At 59.4% G+C, this 15,842-nt stretch carries 12 protein-coding genes and 1 pseudogene; 6 read left to right on the forward strand and 7 right to left on the reverse strand.

All coding sequences use genetic code 11. The features are described 5' to 3' along the window. Positions 1-485: 485 nt before the first annotated feature. Together AC0L3B_RS35360 and AC0L3B_RS35365 are read right to left on the reverse strand one after the other, a co-directional pair. The gene (locus tag AC0L3B_RS35360) at positions 486-1,313 is read right to left on the reverse strand and encodes a tetratricopeptide repeat protein (protein WP_085350192.1); all 828 of its coding nucleotides are present in this window, start codon (positions 1,311-1,313) and stop codon (positions 486-488) included. Beyond that, positions 1,307-1,927 (reverse strand): FecR family protein, encoded by a 621-nt coding sequence (locus AC0L3B_RS35365; protein WP_026234035.1) that lies wholly within the window; start codon positions 1,925-1,927, stop codon positions 1,307-1,309. Before AC0L3B_RS35365 ends, AC0L3B_RS35360 begins: the two co-directional genes overlap by 7 nt. A gap of 296 nt (positions 1,928-2,223) precedes the next feature. Here AC0L3B_RS35365 and AC0L3B_RS35370 point away from each other — a divergent pair, with 296 nt between their 5' ends. The 4 genes from AC0L3B_RS35370 (at position 2,224) to AC0L3B_RS35385 (ending at position 8,646) form a co-directional block, all read left to right on the forward strand. Continuing rightward, positions 2,224-4,437 carry a VCBS domain-containing protein gene (locus tag AC0L3B_RS35370; RefSeq protein WP_247299817.1) on the forward strand — a complete coding sequence of 738 codons (2,214 nt, stop codon included), beginning with the start codon at positions 2,224-2,226 and terminating at the stop codon, positions 4,435-4,437. A 610-nt stretch (positions 4,438-5,047) separates the two neighbouring features. Beyond that, positions 5,048-6,205 carry an FIST signal transduction protein gene (locus AC0L3B_RS35375; RefSeq protein WP_473382193.1) on the forward strand — a complete coding sequence of 386 codons (1,158 nt, stop codon included), beginning with the start codon at positions 5,048-5,050 and terminating at the stop codon, positions 6,203-6,205. Positions 6,206-6,210: 5 nt separating this feature from the next. Continuing rightward, positions 6,211-7,956 carry an ATP-binding protein gene (locus tag AC0L3B_RS35380; protein WP_473382194.1) on the forward strand — a complete coding sequence of 582 codons (1,746 nt, stop codon included), beginning with the start codon at positions 6,211-6,213 and terminating at the stop codon, positions 7,954-7,956. Positions 7,957-8,433: 477 nt separating this feature from the next. Then, positions 8,434-8,646, forward strand: coding sequence for a hypothetical protein (locus AC0L3B_RS35385; protein WP_473382195.1), 213 nt, complete (start codon positions 8,434-8,436; stop codon positions 8,644-8,646). Positions 8,647-10,080: 1,434 nt separating this feature from the next. Here AC0L3B_RS35385 and AC0L3B_RS35390 read toward each other — a convergent pair. Further along, positions 10,081-10,251, reverse strand: a complete 171-nt coding sequence (locus AC0L3B_RS35390; protein WP_018460462.1) for a hypothetical protein — start codon at positions 10,249-10,251, stop codon at positions 10,081-10,083. 1,080 nt (positions 10,252-11,331) lie between these two features. Here AC0L3B_RS35390 and AC0L3B_RS35395 point away from each other — a divergent pair. Then, positions 11,332-11,727 (forward strand): hypothetical protein, encoded by a 396-nt coding sequence (locus AC0L3B_RS35395; RefSeq protein ID WP_473382196.1) that lies wholly within the window; start codon positions 11,332-11,334, stop codon positions 11,725-11,727. 1,384 nt (positions 11,728-13,111) lie between these two features. Continuing rightward, positions 13,112-13,327: a hypothetical protein gene (locus AC0L3B_RS35400; protein WP_083926613.1), complete on the forward strand. Its 216-nt coding sequence runs from the start codon at positions 13,112-13,114 to the stop codon at positions 13,325-13,327. Positions 13,328-13,596: 269 nt separating this feature from the next. On the opposite strand, the gene AC0L3B_RS35405 is transcribed toward AC0L3B_RS35400, so the two are convergent. From AC0L3B_RS35405 to AC0L3B_RS35420, 4 genes and pseudogenes are all read right to left on the reverse strand, one after another. Continuing rightward, positions 13,597-13,836 carry a hypothetical protein gene (locus AC0L3B_RS35405; RefSeq protein ID WP_083926619.1) on the reverse strand — a complete coding sequence of 80 codons (240 nt, stop codon included), beginning with the start codon at positions 13,834-13,836 and terminating at the stop codon, positions 13,597-13,599. 787 nt (positions 13,837-14,623) lie between these two features. Then, entirely contained in the window at positions 14,624-14,962 is a 339-nt protein-coding gene (locus AC0L3B_RS35410) for an ABC transporter substrate binding protein (protein WP_473382197.1), read from the reverse strand. Next, positions 14,959-15,267 carry a type 1 periplasmic-binding domain-containing protein gene (locus AC0L3B_RS35415; RefSeq protein ID WP_157643160.1) on the reverse strand — a complete coding sequence of 103 codons (309 nt, stop codon included), beginning with the start codon at positions 15,265-15,267 and terminating at the stop codon, positions 14,959-14,961. The genes AC0L3B_RS35410 and AC0L3B_RS35415 overlap by 4 nt, the downstream gene beginning before the upstream one ends. Positions 15,268-15,650: 383 nt before the next feature. Beyond that, a pseudogene (locus AC0L3B_RS35420) lies at positions 15,651-15,842 on the reverse strand (Cif family virulence factor); the annotation flags it as partial.

Below are 15,842 nucleotides of genomic sequence, written 5' to 3' on the forward strand. Positions count from 1 at the left end.
GCCGGACGTGCCGCGGTGGTCTCGCAGCGGCGAGCAAATCCTGTAGCTTGTAACCGTAGTTAGTCACGTCAACCGCGCCTCACCCCACCGAAAATTTTAGAATCCTCAACGCCTTGGTCATTCCCGTTTGGAGGAGCGGTGATCCTCGGGTAGGCGGGATACGTACTCGTCCACATTCCGGACCAGCGGAGCACTGATAAGGTTTTGCGTATTACCTTATCAGTTGGCCAACTGACTCCGCTTCGTATGAAAGCTTATCAGTCGATCAACTGACCCTGTTTTGACTCGAAAGCTGATGAGTTCGCCATCTGGCTCTGTTTCGTACGTCTGCTTATCGGTTTTGTAGGAAGCAGAACCGTTTAGCATTTTTCGGGTGTCGCTCGCTGGAGGGAAAAATCAATAAAAAAACTGCTCGACTGCTGCAGCTCAGGTTCTCTCGGTAGGGGAGAGATGGCATTCTCCGACGGGCACGCGTTGAGGACGGACTACGGTACGCCGTAGCGCGCGAATTCCTCGGCGATGTCGCCCCGGACAGCTTTCGCGGCCGCGACATCGGCTTCTCCCGAAGCCGTCTCGCCGCGGCGGATCTTTGCCCGGCCGCGACCGTACAGCGCGGCGGCGAGCGTGGGGTCGATGCGTAGCGCGGCGTCGTAGTCGGCGATGGCCGCATCGGTCCGTCCAGCCTTGAGGTGGGCGAGCGCGCGGGAATCGTAGGTCGCAGCCGTATGCGCGCCCGACCCGATCGCCTTGTCGCAGGCTTCCACCGCGCCTTGCGGGTCGCCCGTGCTCGCCCGGATCCAGCAAAGGCCGCTCCAAGCCACTTCCATGTCGGCGTTCAGACGAGTCGCGGCGGTGTAGTCGCTTTCGGCGCGTACGAGATCGCCCTTCTTCAGCCAGGCCTGGGCGCGGTTGACGAAGGCGGCGGGGTATGCCGGCTGGAGGGCGATGGCTCGGTCGAAATCCTCCATCGCGGCGTCGTAGTCGCCCGTCCTCAGTCTCGCCGCGCCGCGGTTGTTGACGGGCTTGGCGAAGGTCGGATCGATGCCTATGGCCGCCTCGAAGTCGGCGACAGCGCGGTCGTAGTCGACCTTCGCTGCGTAGGCGATGCCGCGGTTGTTGTGGGCGATGGCCAAGGCCTGTGGCCCGCCACGGCCGGCTGCGATGAAGGCAGAGCAGGCCTCGATCCTCCGGTCGGGGGACGAAGCGGCGTTGCAGAGCTCGACGTTCCGGAATTGACCTTCCGGCTTCTGCGCCGACGCGGGGGCGGCCAGCAGCAGGATCATAACTGGCGCCGTCCCGAAGACCTTCAGCATCCCCGGCAGATGCCGAGAGCGCGGTCGGCCCTCCGCTGCCGGGGAGGCGCAACGGTCGGACCGGCCTTCCGCTTCATGACCGCATCCTTGCCCTCCTCGATCAGGGTGGCGAACTTGACCGTGCCGTCGTCCGAAATCTCGATGTGGGGCGTGGTGCCCCGGATCCCCAACGTCGCCACCGGCGTGTCCACCTTCATGCTCCCGGTCTTGGCGACGCTGCCGGCGACGAAGGTGAAGGTGCCTCTGGTCAGGCTGATCAGGGTTGAATTGTCCTTGCCGTCCGGATCGTAGACGAACTCGCTCATTTCCATGCTGGCGTTACTCGACAGGCTGAAGGAGCTGCCGTCGGCGAAATTGATACCGAGGCGCCCGTCGGCGCCCGTCCTGACGACGTCGCCCCGATAGACTGGATCGCCGACCTTCGCGCTGGCCCCGTTCTCGGACAGTCTCGCCTGCACAACCGCGGCATCGATATGCTCGATCACTGCCTTGCCAGCGACGGTCACGACCTTGCCGATTGGCTTGACGTCCTGCGCCCGAAGCGGCGCAGGCGGATACGCCACTGCAACGAGCAAAAGGCAGAGAAGTCCTGCGACCGTCCTTAGTCCGTGCATGCGTCCGCTCCCGTCCGTGAAGAGCCCGCTTCGGCGGAATGATGGCAGAGCGCGCCCGGCGCACCATACCGCATGTTGCGACCGCCACTCTTTAGTCGCAACGGACGATGGTCCCGACCGCTCAGCGCCAACAAAAGAGCGCATTTGCGCGCACTCAGTCAACATTTCGTGAAGGGGTCTCGGGATGACAAAGCGTAGTCTGATGCGCAAAACCGGACACCTCGGCGGGTGGACTCACACGCGATCCATGGGTCCGGCCGCTTCGGCGGAAGCGGGCAGCATGCGAGGCGTTCAAGATGTCGCTCGCACGTGTCTTCACCGGTCTTTGGCCGGCGCAGAACCAACGCAGTCCGTCGTCCGTCCGCGGCGGGCGCGCTGTAGAGTCGGCGGTTGTCGCGAGACTCGGATGGGCCGGAGCGCTGTCTTTCGTCCCGTTGATCCTGACGGCGCTGAAAGAAGCGTGGGCCGCCGATCCCGATCTCGCGTTGTTCGACGATGCCTCCATCACCTACAAGGGCTTCGAGCATGGCACCTTCGAACTCATCACGAAGGAGGCGGTGCCGCGCCACATCATCGTGGACGATCCCGGGCAGACGGTCATCCTCAGCAAGACCGGATCGTCCGTCAGCTTCGCGCAGGTCGCCAACAACGCTTCGCGGATGGAGGACCTGCAGAGCCGGCAGCAGGACGTGCTCGACAACTACTCGAAGGACCATGGGCCGTCCGGATCCGGCACGCCTCCGGGCGAAGCGGTCGATCAGACGCTGCAGCCGATCGATTTCCACGCGCCGGACGGGCCCAATCCACAACATGCCCTTCCCGGGCTGGTGGTGCCGGCCAGCTTCGTGCCGGATGGGCCGTTGATCCATTCGCCACCGACACTGACGCTCGGGTCGGGCCCCGTCGAGATCGACACAGTCGCGTTCGATGAGTTCTCGGCGAGCAGCGGCAGCTTCTCGGCCACGAGCTTCGGCTCCGGCACGACCCCGACCTTCGGCATCGCGGGCGGCGCGATCGGCGCTTTCACCGTCGCGGGCGCAAGCTACGACGTCGAGAAGGCCGGCTCCTTCGGAATCCTGTACTTGAACAGCGGGACCGGCGCCTACGCCTACGTACCGAACAACGACGCTATCAACGCGTTGAAGGCGCCGAACGCCGACAGCTTCACGATCACGGCGTCCGACGACTTTGCCTCGGCAAGCCAAACCTTCACGATCGACATCGCCGGCACCGACGACGCGGCAGCGATAAGCGGCGAGACCGGCGGATCCGTCGCCACGATCGCCATGACTGCCGCCGCAATCGCGGCGGCGGCCATGGCGCACCACGTCCCAACCGCGACCGGCAAACTCGCCGACACCGATGTCGACGATCCGGCCAACACGTTTACGGCGGTGAGTTCTCCGCATGCCAGCGACAAAGGCTATGGCAGCTTTACGATGACGTCCGACGGGCACTGGACCTATGCGCTGGATTCCGCCAGCGCCGCGGTGCTGGCGCTAACGGCGGGCCAGACCCTGACAGACACCTTCACCGTGACCACCATCGGCGGCACGCCGCAGGTCGTCACGATGACCATCCAAGGCGCCGACGATCCGGCCGTCATCTCCGGGGACACGCATGGTCGCGTGGTCGAAGCAGGCGGAGCCGACAATTCCGCGCAGGGCGTCCCAACCGCGTGCGGCCTTTTGACCGCCACCGACGTCGACGGCCCGTCAAACGCGTTCGATCCCGTCAAATGTCCGGAGCCGAGCGACCACGGTTACGGCAGCTTCACCATGACCGCGGATGGGCACTGGACCTTCGCGCTCGACAACGGCAACTGCGCGGTGCAGGCGCTGAACGCAGGTCAATCGCTGACTGACGATTTCACCGTGAGGGCCGCGGACGGTACGGCACAGACGGTGACGGTCACCATCGAGGGCGCCAACGACGCCGCGGTCGTCTGCGGCGATATTTGCGGACGCGTGACCGAGCCAAGCAATTCCTGCGAACCCCCGCCAAGCGCCAGCGGCACCTTGTCCGAGCGGGACGTCGACAATCCCGACGACACCTTCACGGCCACGACATGTCCGCAGGCGAGCGACCACGGCTACGGCAGTTTCACGATGACGACCTGCGGCACGTGGACATATGTCCTCAACCCCGACAATCCCGCGGTCCAGGCCTTGAGGTCTTGTGACGCGCTGACCGACACCTTCACCGTGACCACGATCGACGGCACGCCGCAGATCGTGACCGTGGTCATTCAGGGCGCCGACGACCAAGGCTTTGACAACCGGGCCGAGCCCGCGTTCCATTTCGAGGCGGGTGCGGAACAGCAGCATGCCAGCTCGACGCCCCCGGCGGTCACTTCCTCGGTACCCGTCGCCGCGCTCAATCCGGAGTACGATTCCGCCGCGGCCGCATGGCCCCATCCGGCCGATGAGGCGCCGGAGGGTTGGCGTTTCGACGGGGAGGCTGCTGGCAAGGGCGGACAGCTACCCTTCCAACACGATCTGATCCTCTGAGAGCCGCCGACGCCTTCGTTGCGTCCGGCTGATTGGCGTTTTCCGGGGCGCTCCCATGGCTGCGCCGATCACATTCATGGACCCGCACCGCCATCAGCTGCACGGCCATCAAGAAGCTGCACGGCCATCAAGAGCCATGAAGGGGCGCTACTTCATTTCCGCTCCGAGGCACGATAATAATGAGTCATTGTAACCTCCAAGATCATACTCGGAAAGGCGACAGGAGCAGCACTTGCAGGATTCGCGATGTCCGCTTCGGGTCAATCCGTCGGTCGGCCGTTCGGTTGACCACTTCTCGTCGGCCCGACAGCAGACATTCGCATCAGGCCGCCGCTCCGAAAAAAGGTCCAGCCGACCACGGCTCGATCGCGGATAGCTGTCCGCTTTGGGTCGCCAGAAGGAAAGCGTCCCGACTAAAGCGTTACGACACCCCGAACCAACTTCGGCTTTAAACCTTTGATTACCGACGGTGAGAATTGGCAGATTGCAGAGTAAAAGCCCCAAAAGGTTTACGTCACTTTGCCGCCTCGAGGCCCCTTGATATTTTCGAGCTACTTGGAACTTATCCTTTCGGAGGTTGTTTACTGCTGTTGTCTAAGTGGGGGAAACAATGAAAGCGTCGGTAGTCTCGACGGATTCGAGCGATAGCTCGACTGCAGGCGAATTTCTGGCCACCGAAATACGAAGATCCCTAAGCACACCGCCTGCTGCCTTGGTGTTATTTGCAGCTCCTCAGCATGACCACGGAGCGATACTTTCTGCCATAAAAAAGGAGCTGCCCGATACCATCGTTGTTGGAGCTTCATCTGCCGGCGAGTTTACGAATGTGAGCAGTGGTCAAGGCTTGGCGTGTGCACTGGGGTTGGTGGGCGACGATGTGGTCTTCTCATATAGTGTTGGACGTAACCTCGCGATGGATGCCACTGCGGCAGCCCAGGAGATAGTTTCGAGGTTTACACCAACACCGCCCGGACGATTTCCGTTTCGGGCTGCTCTCGTTCTAGCTGATGCTCTAGCTGGGCATGCTGATATTTTAGTAGATCAGTTGACGTTAGCTACAGCCGGTCAGTATCAGTTTTTTGGTGGAGGAGCGGGGGACAACGCTCAATTTCAAAAGACCACTGTATTTTGTGGAGAAGAAGTTTTGTCCGACGCCGCGGTGGCATTGGAGATTCTCTCCTCGAAGGCGATCGGCGTGGGTGTTAGTCACGGCTGGAAACCTGCGTCCCGAGCCTATCGCGTCACGGCGAGCGACGGCATGAAAGTGATAAGCCTTGATGGGTTTCCAGCGATCGAAGCATTCGTAGAACACGCGGAAGAGACTCATCAGAACTTGGATCGGAAAGAACCGTTACCATTCTTCCTGCACAATATTATTGGGGTTGATAGCGGAGCTGAACATCGCTTGCGTGTTCCTCTGGCTGTGGATGAGGAAGGCGCAGTTGTGTGCGCCGCTGAGGTCCCCGTTGGTTCAGTTGTAAGAATTATGAAGACTAGCACGGCATCCGCAGTTTCTGCCGCGAAGCAGGCTGCAAATGCTGCTTTGGATGCATTAGGCGGCCCCCCAGCGGCGGCCCTTTTCTTTGATTGCGTCGCTACTCGCCTCCGTATGGGAGACGAGTTCGGGTTGGAACTCTCAAGCCTGCAAGAACGATTTTCGGAAGTGCCGTTGACGGGGTGTAACACCCACGGTCAAATCGCCCGAGCGGAGGGGCAGTTCAGTGGCTTTCACAACTGCACTGCAGTCGTTTGCGTATTTCCCGAGTAGGTCACTTGAAGGATGACGGGGCTCATCTTTTAAGTGGTTTTGCCAACGCCAACGGGAGGCGAGAAGCTGCCGCGCGATTAGCCAAGTTTATGGGAGGCGATGCTTTCCTCATTTTCTTGAAGGATGAAGAAACGGGGAGTTTTACGCCAGCTCAGGGATTTGACCAGCGCCTGCCTGGCGGCCCGTCTTGGCGAGCGTTTTTGAAGCAAGCATCAAGCTGCTGTGAGTTCTTCGGAGAGGTAGCATTTCCCGACACTAACACGCTCGTTCCCGCGGTCGCTCGTTCGATCCCTGCGGCAATCCTGGTATTTGTCGGCAGGAACTTGTCTATCCCCTGGAATGATATCGAATCGAGCCTTCCGCTTTTAATTGAACTACTAAAGACTGAAGCGCGGGTTCATATGGCCCTAGCGCGCGCAAGTTCTGCCACGGAGGCGGCTACTCACGCAACGCATCTTGCCAGAGCACTCGATGGTGCGCGTAAAGATGTGTCCGCTACGTCCTTAAAGCTACAGCAACTCAATGCGACGCTGGAACAGCGTGTAGCGGAAGAAATCGCGCGTCGAACGGAGGCCGAAGCAGCGCTGCGCCAAGCTCAAAAGCTTGAGGCCATCGGTCAGCTTACCGGCGGTGTTGCACACGACTTTAACAACCTGCTTACGGTGATCATGGGTGGTCTTGATACGATCGGACGGCAGATCGCAAGCATGTCCGATGCGCCACAGTTTGGGCGCATCATGCGAGCGCAGGCGATGGCGCATCATGCATCCCAGCGCGCGGCCACACTCACCGCCCGCTTGCTAGCTTTTTCACGTCGCCAACCGCTGGATCCAAAGTCCATTGATGTAGATCGCTTGCTCGGGGGAATGAGCGAACTGCTCAAGAGCACTTTAGGAGAGCAAATCAGGATCGAGATAGTTGGCAATGCCGGTTTGTGGAGCGCCTTTGCTGACGCATCGGAACTAGAACATGGCATTCTCAATCTGGCGGTTAACGCGCGGGATGCAATGCCCGGCGGCGGACGACTTACAATCGAGACCGGCAACACCTGGCTGGATGATGAGTATGTTGCCGCACTCCCAGAACCCGTGCCTCCCGGCCAATACGTTTTGGTTGCTGTCACCGACACTGGAACCGGAATGGATAAGGCAACCCTGGATCGCGTGTTCGAGCCGTTCTTCACGACTAAGGAGGTCGGCAAAGGAACTGGGCTGGGGCTAAGTCAAGTTTACGGGTTCGTGCGACAGACGGGTGGCCACATTAGGATTTATAGCGAACCGGGGCATGGCACGACGGTCAAACTCTATCTTCCTCGGTCCAAGACTGAACCCGACAAGCAGGAAGATCGCAGTATTCCGACAGCAACAATGTTACGGGGGAATGAGGCCATCCTCGTTGTGGAAGATCATGACGATTTGCGCGCGTATTCATCCGGTGTGCTCCGCGATCTCGGATATCAAGTTTTCGAAGCAGCCGACGCGGCATCAGCGATTGCTTTCCTTGAATCATCTCGCACCATCGATCTTCTCTTCACCGACGTCGTGCTCCCGGATGGCCTTCACGGACGTAACATCGCAGATCGGGCTAGAAGGTTGCATCCAATGATCAAGGTGCTGTTCACGACGGGCTACACACGGAATGCGATAGTCCACAACGGTCGACTTGATGCGGGGGTCAACTTGTTGAGCAAGCCATTTACCTTTCGCGGTCTGGCGGAGAAAGTACGAAGAATTCTTGACGAACAAACATGACTGAAATCGGATCGAGGCTATTCATTTGACCTTCGGATGGGTGCCGTCCTTCTCCTCCCGAAGTTGATCATTTTCCAGATGCCGGAATGCTCAAATCCTCTGCGGAATCGCGAGACATAAATATTCGCCATCATTCGTCCAATAATTTCGGGGTTGCATGCGCAACGACTTACGCGAGACGTATCTGTTTGAAGCCAGGCCAGTTCTGAAATGGCGCTTGCATTTTCAGTGCGAGTCTAATCCGCTGAACCGCAGCCTCCCCTTCACGGTTTCATCGGAAGCAACCGTTATCGGCCGGCCGGGCAAGCCTTCCGGAATGGGTAGGACACTGCCATCTGATTCCCCGCGCTGCCCATCAACGTCCTTCGCCACTGCGATCTCAAGTCGGTCGCAGAAAGTTGCGCGGGTGCGTCGGCTCTTCTTGACTTCGCAACCGTAGCCTACTCAACTAAGAGCAGTGATGTTGCGAGGTGCGTCATGGAGCAGGAATTCTACCAGGGTCTCGCGCAGCGGGTCCGCGCCATCGCCCCGAAGGCCGATCCGTTCACCCGCCGTCGGTTGCTGGATCTCGCCAAGCGATACGATGCGAAGGGCAAGCCGGCGTCCCGGTCCGGAGCAAGCGAGCGGCCGCTCCCGGGGCCGCGCACAACGCCACCGCCATCGGTCTTCTCCGGACCGGGCGAGGCCTGAGGCACCGGCGCCAGCAGCCACCTCAAAGGCCGTTTGTGATGAGATCACTCTCACCCGCTCCACGAACTCGGCTGGGAATCAAGAGTGCCAGCAGTGCCCCTCGAAGAAATCGAAAATGAGAATTGAGAATATGCTGAAAGCAGCACTCTCCAGGAACGCCGGGGGAGAGGGTGCGATGCGGGAGGCACAGAGCGGAATCAGCCGGCGGATTCGCATTTGAAGCAGCGCCACGTCGAGGGCGCGTTGCAATTGCAACTTTCGGCTTCTTGCAACCCGGACAGGCGGGAATGGAGCGCGGCATCGGGTTCGAGACGCAGGAGCCGTGCAGAGAATTTAGCTGAAGGGATTCGACGCGCTGGCTAACTCAGGAGAACTTCGAATATGATCCTGCGGAGGCTTCCGTGGCAAGCCTTTCGGCCTGTTCGGCGAGTACGGGCCCGCTGATTGCGTATCCGGGATCAGTCTAAGCCCCACTGCGAGGACAAGGGCGCACCGGGCCGGACGGACACGCTGAAGATAAAGTTCAAGGACTTCGGGATCATCACCCGCAGCGGTCTGTCTCCGTGGTGGTCTCGAGCAGAGACGACCTCGAGCGCTGTCCATCGCACTGCTTCAAAACGCGATGCCGCTTCCCAGGCTGGTCCGGCTGTTGGACGTCTCACTCTCCTCGCTGCAAGGGGAGGGCTTGGCAGAGCCGCAGTTTGGCCTGCCGATCTGATAGTCGATGGAAGCCACTAACTTCCCTAGGCAGCCGCGCGGGTTCGATGCAGCGGGAGGGCCATCAGGTGTCCTGAGATCGACCTTCGCGCCGAGACTGCTCATGTCACATTCGACGTGAATAAAGGTGATGCAATCGCGGCTGCTCTAAGCTAATTTCAGTGCTACGGCGCCACGCAAGAGTGCCACACAAAAACAGATCGCCGGACCGAAAACATCAATAAAATCAATGAAAAGCAGGATTGTGATCATAGTTCAATCCTGTCTGGCAGCACCAGCTAATTCAAACACTTACCTCCATCGTGCTCTCCGCAAAATTCGCGCCGGAAGCACCCCGGAAGCACGGTGAGCGGATCTTCGCCGCTCACCGATGCCTCGTGCAGCAATGTGGAGCTGCAGGAGCTTCTACGACTGTTGCTCGGCACAGAAAGGCAGTCGCCCTTCCTGCGCCAACGTCGGTCCGGCAAATAGGCCGACGGCAGGAAAAGTTCTGGTCATCGCAATATTCCGTCGGACCTGGTTGAGCTGATTCCCGCTTCGATTGTATCGCATTCTCCTGAGAGATGGCGCCACAACCTTGGCCGGCTATCCCCTGAAAGAGCAAAATAGGATCGACGGGCGGAGTCGATACTTGGCATCTCGCGGCCCCGAGTCCGGAGTTCGAAATACCCCTACCCCTGACCCATCCGGCGATTTCGCTGAGGGGCGCCTGAAGCTCTATTCACGATGTTCGGCGCCGAGGACCGTATTGGTTGCAGGGTCGAATGGACAGCCTTGCGCGAACGTGCCGCCGCCGACCGCGCCGATCCGAATGATATTGCCGGCACGGTCAAAAGGCATCGGTAGACCATCGAGCAGATCGCAAGCGATCAGTACGACGACGGGCAACGAAATCCCGGTCGTTCGGACCGAGCAGCTCGTGCCGGCCGGCGGACGGCCCAACGACCGGACCGCGGCTCAAGCGCGACACCCTGACGCAGTGAGCCTGACGTATCAGTCAGCTATTTTACCTGTGGTAGTCTTTTACTTTTACTACTCGCGATCTTTTGCTCTGACGCCGTCCTGATAGTGCCTTTTTTGTGCTGGGGAGGACATTTATGCGAGGCTCTCGCGCAATCCTTTACGTCGAACAACTTAGCGAACTCACTTCTCAGCTCTCAGAATTGGAAGATCTTCGAGGTCTGGTCGACGAAGCAGAGCGTCACGCCCGCGGTGTGCCCCCATTTCGCTTCACACGCCCTACTTCGCGCCGCCTTCGAAGTCGCAAACCGAGCGCCCTCTCTGTCCCATTCCGCCGCCTCACGCCACCAAGCTGGAACGCAGGAGCTCTCAGCCCTCCTGACAACGACAACCAAATCGATCGGACCTTGCTTGAGCCATTCCCCGATGGATGATGGGCTTCCCCCTGAGCCGCTCCAAGCGCGACCTTGACGAACAGATCGATCCATGGTGACAGCCGCGCAAGAGGCGTCAAAGGTCCTTGCCGATCGCATCTTGGAACAATGCCCTTTCCACCCTGATTTGCCGGTCCATAAGATGGCTCGTGAGCATTGTGGCGGCGTTCTTGATCTGCCTCTTTATCTATGCCGGGTCCGTCTTCGTTGCGGCCTTGAGCCTAGTTTCGGCCGTGCGAAGCGGAGATGCCGCTGAGGTGATGGCCGTACGAATTTGCCGCGCATCCGGCATTCGATCGTCGACCAGCCACAATTTTTGGTCCGCGCTGCGCACGGGGAACGACCCCGGTCGTCCCGGGGCTGGCGCCGGACGCGCCGGGGCCGCCCGACGTTCCACCGAAGCAGCGCGCCGTTGCCATCTTGCTTCCGGCAATAACTAGCTGGTGTATCATTTGATAGAACGGGCGCTAAATCCCGCTTCCCTCTTTCGAATGAATCCTCGGAGATGCCAGAACGGCACCAATCCCTCCCGACGCAAAAATGAGATATCCTGCCCCGACTCAGGGAGCCTCCCATGGCTAAAAAATCAATAGTCGAACGAATTTCAGACACTGTAAAAGAGATCGTGGACACCGCCTCGACTGCAGCCGCGGATGCTATGAAGCCCGATCCAGAAGCGGTTGCCGGAGTGACCAACGAGCAAGTCTACATTCCTGAAGCGACCGATGCTGCCGCTGTTCCGCCGCCGATCATCACTCGGAAGAAGAAGCGCGTTCCTGCCCCTATGAGAGCTAACAGACGGGTCGCAGCTGCTCGTACAAAGAAGACCGTATCCGCGGCGAAGAAGTCTGCCAAGAAGCCGGCTAAAACGCCACCCAAGGAGGCTGCAAAGAAAGCCGCACCACAGAAGGCGACCAAGAATTCTGCGTCTAAGACCGCGAAGAAGAGCAAGAGTAAATCGAAGCGCTAGCGCTCCTTCGCGGAGCAGTTCGTTGCGACCACCAGAAACGACTCATGCTTTACTTCTGCGGCGCTCGGGTCTTCCTCCCCGTGTTCGTCCTTCACAGCCCGGCCGTCCTGACAGTCGGGGTAGAACCTTGTGATCCCCCAATGCGATGCCTTCACAACGGCTGAAGCTTTCTAGCCGGTTCCTTTCACGTCTCGAACTGGGACGGGCGAAACCACATTTCTTTCAGACTCCTCTCCTAAGCATTACGCAGGAGGCCGATGATGAAGCCATCAGAGATTTACAAAGAGAACGCAGACAACTGCGCAACGCTCGCTGAAGGGGAACCATCTAAGAATAGTCCGGCTTACAAGCGGTACCGGCGCATGGAAGAGGCGTGGCGAGCTTTAGCCGAGGAGCAGGAATGGCTAGATGGGGAAGTGCCCCCCGTCGGGTCAAACCGAGCCGACACAACGAAAAAGCGGCCCGGTTAGGGCGGCTACGTCGGAGCATTCAATAGGTTGCGAGGTACTTCCGCTTTGATGGTGGCATGTCCCCTCCTGCTAGACGCCACACGCCAACGGCCGAGCGCTCAAGATCACCTTCGGCGAGATGCGCGAGATGGGCCTACGCGGTGTCCTGGTCTGCTGCCACTCCGGCCACAACGTTGCACTCAGCGCCGCTCGCTGGTCGGACGATGTTCGCCTGTCTGATATCGAGGCGCGTTGTGTATGCGCCGGATGCGGCAACCGAGGGGCTCAGGTCAGACCGGATTTTAGCACCGGCAAGCCGCCGCAGTTTGCGAGATCGAGCGCTCGTTGGAGGAACGAACGCGCAGAGGAAAAATTGCAGGTTTTGTTAGCTCTCTTCTTCGAGTTGGCGGAGCGGCCCCGGCATCAACCCTCAAGCCCCCAAGCCGGGGTCGTCTCTCAGTGCGCCAGCTTCCGCTGCCAACATATCCCGGATAGCTTCCGACCGCCACCCTTTCATCTGCCAAATTGACATAGGCGACCGCTAAATCAAACTGGGCGCCAAGACGGTCCTGGAAAAAGCGGCCCCAGGCAGATGATTCCTGAGGCCGGAAGTTCTACGCGTCCGCTCCGAGACATCGCCCGGAGCTGGAGGCGAACGCACCCAGATTGCCGAATGTTCCCGATCCCCATGGACCTGAGAGCCGGGGCACTGATGCACGTTAAGCCTTCTGCCGATTGTGAAACTGATCATATTGCGAGCCAGAGATGCTGCGGTACGATCATCGCACCGGGGCTGGCTGCATATTTCACCTAGTCGTTTTTGACCCGGAATTTTTGACCGCGCGGGCCGCAGCAGCAGTCCCCCTGCTGCGGCCTTCGTGATCACGGCTCTTAGTACCAATGACTTCGCGTCCTGTGCCATTGGAGAAGGTATTATGCCCAAAGAGAAAAATTGCCTGATTGTTCGTGCTGCGGGAAGACAACTGGACCTGTTACGCGGCGAAGCCTCCCGCATCGCAAAAGGCAGTAACGTCGATTGGTGGATCGATCAGGCAGAGGTCGGCACTCGCTTTTGCTTCGAGGATACAAAAGCAAAAGAGTCATTCGCTCTCGCTTGTGACAACTTCGGTATTCCCTGCCAAGACGGCTAGTCCGCAGTTGAGCTGTAAGGCAGCGGCAGGGCCGCACAACCATCATAGCAGTCCAGCCCTATCCGGCTCCCGTGCCTGGAGGTCCGCACCTGATCCGAAGCACGTGAACCGAGCCCGTCAGCGCCGGCGCCGACAGCGGGCCATGAAGCAACGCACTGGCCGAGATAAGGGCCAAGCTGTTCCCGTCTGAACTCGTTGTCACCCGCTCTGAGGCCATCGCACTGAGATCAGATTGCGCTGTGTAGAGCCCGCCTGAATGGGGCGCGAGATCAGAACCAGGTGCGGTTATTTTGGAAGCATGCCTGTTTGGTGCGGTCCCAGATGAAATCCCCGCCGCCGCAGGGTGGACGGGGGCGAGCGGTCGCCGGGCATTCGTTCCGAACCTTGGCTCCCGTGCCCCAGCCGTCGACGACACATGCGCCACCGGTTGTCCTATGACAGCCCTCGCCACAGCCACCCGCTGCGTGCGCCCCACTAGCAGCAGCCAGAACCGTGGTCGCGAGGAGCATTCCTTGTAAGATTTTTATCACGCCAGACTCCTTCGAAGCGAATGACCCGAGCGAGAAGGAACAGATCATAACTCCTGCCGTGCCTCTTAGCTACGATCAGCGCGGCGCGAAGTCCCCGGCTCCCCACGAACCGCTCGATGGCTGCGCTCCCCGTTCGAAGCTGTTGATCCAGCATTTTTACAAACTACAACCAGGTCAGCACAGCTGCATTTTTCGAATCATCCACCTGTCTCCGGACTGGAGGGACGTTCTGTTCCCGAGGCGCGTGTGAGCCACTTTGCCTCGGTCCTGCTCTTGCTGGCCAACTTGATGCTAACGCTATGTTTCGGCTTGGCAGCGTGGCGCGTTTCCGACGAGGGGACGCTGGTAAACCCGTAGCATTGGCCTAGGCTGGATGCAAACCTCGGCCAACTGACATATCCGCGTACCCCTCGCATTTTGATCTCGCGGGCTGCTGAGCGCAGGCGACCACCTGCCCCGCTATGCGCCGCGACGCTGCTACGCTCTCAACGGCAAGGCGGTCCTGAAGCATATGACGTCTAGAGTGGGTCACGAGCGGCCTTTGGTGTCCCAGGCTGCTTACTTCCGCTTGAGCTCCGGGGACCATCATCAGCGCCGGTCAGAATGTCCGAGATGGGCCCAACAGCAGACTCGTGCAGCGCAGAAGATCGTTATTCAATCACCTCGGCCGAGCAGCGTCGCAGGGAGATCGATGCCGAGCGCCTTGACCTTCGAGAACATCGGAATGCTCCCGGTCCTCAACCCGGAGGTCTGCAATCGGTGGTCATTAGCGGACAATCAACTCGTCAGCCCTCGCGACCAAATGCTGAGGAACAGATAGGCCCATATCTTTGGCAGCTTTGAGGTTGATCGCAAGATGGAATTCGCTCGGCCCTTCGACGGGCAACTCACTTGGCTTTGCCCCGTTGAGGATCTTCTCGACGAAATATGCGCCCCGACGCCATATTCCATCAATTGTAGGACCAAAGGCAAGCAGTCCGCCGCTCTGCACCCATTCTCGATATTCATGGGCGTTCGGAATTTTGTTTTCTATTCCGAAGTCGACAATCCTCTTCCGATCAAAGACGAACATCGGATCGGTGACGGTAGTCATCGCATCAATCATCGGATCCTGCCTTTTGCGCAGGATTGAAGCAAACGCGACCTCAAATTCCGGCGGTGAACGAACTTCAAACGTTCCACGATCACGTCGACATTCTGCCGGACCAGATCGGCAGCCATCCCAGGCAGAAGTTCCGAATGTCCTTTTGCCTCCCGCCATTCGATGGTGAGATTGTTGCCCTCCGAATAGCCGCGATCACTTAATTCGCGAACGAAGCCGTTTACCCAAGGATAGCTGCTCAAATTAGCCGTCAGATATCCAATGCGGTAAATCTTTTTAGATTGCGCGCTTGAGCCGCCAGCGGCCACACCGCAGCGCCGCCGAGTGCCGTTATGAACTCGCGCCGCTTCATGTCTGATGCCTCGGCAAAGGTAGAGACAACCTATCACTCGCCCCAAACTAACACATTGGGACTGGCCGGCCATGACTTCTGCCACAGAATCTCGAGTACGCCTGCCAGCCGCGCGATGTGCGGTGCGGGTTCAAAAGCGAAAACCTCAACGCGAGCATATTCAGTCCGCTAAGCCCCATGGAACGGACCTCAATGAGACGTGGATGGGCCACTTGCAGACATCGCGCGAGCGGTGTGCATTTCGAGGCAACCGTATTTCGCTTTCGGACGCGTGCAGCAAGATCAAACGCCCACCCTCAAAGAGGATGGGCGCGTGGTGACTTACGACATGATGACGTCCTACTTCTTCTCGGCGCTGGCTTCCTTAGCTGGAGGCGGCTTCATGCCGACGGTCAACTGGCGGATTTTTAAAGCGCCGCCTTCACGTATGTCGATGGCGCCCCAGAACACTGTAACCTTGGTGGCGTCGCCGCTCTTAGGGTCCTTACCGAAGATGTCGGTCTCGCCGTTGGCAACGACCAGATCGTTGTT

The sequence above is a fragment of the Bradyrhizobium sp. Kon56 genome (assembly GCF_055807635.1).